The organism is Paracoccus marcusii, assembly GCF_006151785.1.
Taxonomy (GTDB): domain Bacteria; phylum Pseudomonadota; class Alphaproteobacteria; order Rhodobacterales; family Rhodobacteraceae; genus Paracoccus; species Paracoccus marcusii.
The window spans coordinates 1-2,927 of record NZ_VDDD01000213.1 but is presented as its reverse complement, the minus strand read 5'-3'; the positions used below and the strand labels follow the sequence as shown (position 1 = coordinate 2,927).

General features: G+C 70.3%; 2 protein-coding genes and 2 pseudogenes. All 4 read right to left on the bottom strand.

Going from position 1 to position 2,927, the window contains the following annotated elements; genetic code table 11:
• Window positions 1-441, bottom strand: a pseudogene (locus FHD68_RS18205) (tetratricopeptide repeat protein); the annotation flags it as partial.
• On the bottom strand, window positions 441-1,037 hold the full coding sequence (gene pal / locus FHD68_RS18200; protein WP_084697413.1) for a peptidoglycan-associated lipoprotein Pal: 597 nt from the start codon (window positions 1,035-1,037) through the stop codon (window positions 441-443). The pseudogene FHD68_RS18205 and the gene pal, both read right to left, overlap by 1 nt.
• 10 nt (window positions 1,038-1,047) lie before the next feature.
• Complete coding sequence (tolB, locus tag FHD68_RS18195) at window positions 1,048-2,367, bottom strand: Tol-Pal system beta propeller repeat protein TolB (protein ID WP_127899103.1); 1,320 nt, start codon at window positions 2,365-2,367, stop codon at window positions 1,048-1,050.
• Window positions 2,368-2,422: 55 nt separating this feature from the next.
• Window positions 2,423-2,927: pseudogene (locus FHD68_RS19230) on the bottom strand (protein TolA); the annotation flags it as partial.

Sequence of the window (2,927 nt, the reverse complement as noted above, 5' to 3'; positions counted from 1 at the left end):
GGTCGAGGCCGGCTGCCCCGCCCCGCCATCCGCCGGGGCCGAGGGCGCCAGCTGCGGGCTGAGCCCCGCCTGCGCCTGCGGCACGGTCAGCGCCGACAGATCGCAGCCGGGTTCGGCCTCGCACAGGCGGAATTCCAGGTCGGACAGGCGCCGTTCGCTGTCGCCCGCGATGCGGTTGATGCGATTTTGCAGCTGTTCGGCCTGGTTCGTCAGGCGCATCAGCTGCGCCTCCATCGCGTTCATGCGGTCGATGGCGCTGGCCCCGCCCGCCGCCTGGAACCCGGCGGCGCCCGACGCGACCAGTTCGCCCCGCAATCCCTGCAGCTGACTGCGCAGCTGCGTGACCTGCTGACGCATGTCGGCCAGCGTCGCGGCGTCGGGGGCGGCCTGAACAGGCGCCCCAAGCGTCAGGGCCAGGATCAGCGCGGGGATCAGCCGCATCACATGCCTGCCCCGACAACGCCCCCGGCAGGGGCGGCGCTTGCCACGGGGGCCATCGCCACGGCGGGGGGTGCGGCTTCGGTCACGACGGTGACGGCACGGCGGTTCTGGGCATAGCAGCCCTCGTCCGAACAGGTCGCTGCGGGACGCTCCTTGCCGAAGGACAGCGTACGGATGCGGCCCGGGGCCACGCCCTGCGCGACCAGGTATTCCTGCACCGCACTGGCCCGCCGTGCGCCAAGCGCAAGGTTGTATTCGCGGGTGCCCGTCTCCTCGGCATGGCCCTGGACCACGGCGGTAAAGGCGGTGTGGCGCGTCAGCCAGGCGGCCTGCGCCGCCAGGATGGTCCGCGCCTCGGGGGTCAGGGTCGTCTGGTCGGCGGGAAACAGGACCGTGTCGCCGACCGTGCCGCGGAAATACTGGGCCGTCGCCTCGGCGCCCAGGACGCCGCCGGCCAGATCGCCCTGGAACACCGCGCCCCCGCCCGTGCTGGCATAGGGGTCGACCACGGGCGGCGCCACCGTCGGCGCGGGCTGGGCACAGGCCGCCAGCCCCAGAAGGGCGGCCAGCAGGACAGGCTTGGTCGCGGCGTTCATCATCTCATCCTCATGGCAACAGGGGACCCCAGGACGGGTCCGAGGCGGCAAAGTCAAGATTCATCGGTCGCATGTTGCGCCCGGTGATGTCCACCGAATGCAGACGCGGCTGGCCGTTTCCGCCGGGGGTGGCGCGCGTGAACATCACCACCCGACCGTTCGGGGCCCAGGTCGGGCCCTCGTCCAGGAAGCTTTCGGTCAGCATGCGTTCGGACGATCCGTCGGTGCGCATGGTGCCGATGTGAAAGCGTTCGCCGATCTGCTTGGTGAACGCGATCAGGTCCCCCTTGGGCGACCAAGTGGGCGTGCCGTAACGCCCGTCCCCAAAGCTGATGCGCGACGGCTCGGCCCCGTCCAGCCCCATGATGTACAGCTGCGGCGCGCCGGACCGGTCGCTTTCGAACACGATGCGCTGCCCGTCCGGGCTGAACCCGGGAGAAGTGTCGATGGCCGGCGAATTGGTCAGCGCGCGTTGGGCGCCGGTGGCCACGTCCATCAGCCAGATGTCGGTATTGCCGCCCTGTTCGCGCGAATACGCGACCCACCGCCCGTCCGGGCTGAAGGTCGGCGCAAAAGCCATCGTGCTGGCATCGCGGGTCAGCGGCCGGGCGCTGACGGTCGCCACGTCCATCAGCTGGATCTGGGGAAAGCCGCTGTCATAGCTGGTGAACAGCAGGCGGCGCCCGTCGGGCGAGAATTTCGGCGCCAGCACCAGGGACGAGCTGTCGGTCATCCACAGGATGTTCGCGCCGTCGTAATCCATCACGCCGATCCGCTTGATCCGCGCGCTTTTGGGGCCGGTTTCCTGGACGAAGGCCACGCGGCTGTCGAAATAGGGCTTTTCGCCGGTCAGCCGGGCATAGATCTGGTCGGCAATCTTGTGGGCCGCGCGGCGCCAGTCGGCGGCGCGGGCGTCGAACTGCATCCCGTCGCCCTGCGGCTGGCCCGACACGACGTCGAACAGCCGAAAGCCCACGCTGATGTTGTCGCCCATCTGCCGCACCTCGGCCGAGACCAGCGCCTGCGCGTTCACCGCCCGCCAGTCGTCATAGCTGACGGCCTCGGTAAAGCTGGCGGAGCGGGCGACATGCGTCTCGACGGGGATCTCGCTGAACAGGCCGGTGCCGGTCAGGTCGTCCGCCACGACCTGACGGATGCGGGCCGCGATCTCGGCATCGCCGTGAAAGGCCGGGATGGCGATCGACATCGGCTCTATCACGCCGTCGGTGATCTCGATGCGCAGGGGGGTGTCCTGCGCCATCACGGGCCCGGCCGGCAGCAACGCTGCGGCCAGCAGGAAGGCAGGGGCAAGGATCAATCTGCGGAACATGGCGTCATCACTACCTTTTTTCGGCGAACAGCGGAAGGTGGCCCCCGCCGGTCAGTCATTGGAACGCGACGCCGTCGGGGCGGAAATCCACCACGACATCGCGCCAGCGTCCGTATTTCGATGCGGGCAGATCGAACCCGGCGCGTCCGCACATCAGGATGGCGCGGCGCGCGACCTCGAACCCCTGCTGGGCTGCGGATTCGCTGCCGCCCTGATAGCCGGCGATGCGCATGCTGTTCTGGTCGGGGACCCCGTCCGGCGACAGCGTGAACCCGACCGAGACGGTCATCTGCGACGCCTCGACCGACAGCGCGCCCAGGTTCCAGCAGTCCTGGATCGCAAAGCGCAGCCCGTCGCGTTCCGACAGCGTCAGCGGGTCGCCCAAAGGCAGGCCCTGCGCTGCATCGGGCAGGGGCGTCGCCTGGATCGGGCTGGGGGTCAGCTGCATCATATCGGCCGGCGGGCCCGAAGGGTCGTTCGCCGGATCCGCCGCGGCCCCGGTCCCCGCCATGGCCCCCGCCAGCGCGGCGGCCAGCGGGTCCAGCCCGGCCGAGGCGCCG

Bases quoted from the DNA above. Each gene is read 5' to 3' on its own strand.
- tolB (WP_127899103.1), bottom strand. From the start codon at position 2,367: ATGTTCCGCAGATTGATCCTTGCCCCTGCCTTCCTGCTGGCCGCAGCG.
- pal (WP_084697413.1), bottom strand. From the start codon at position 1,037: ATGAACGCCGCGACCAAGCCTGTCCTGCTGGCCGCCCTTCTGGGGCTG.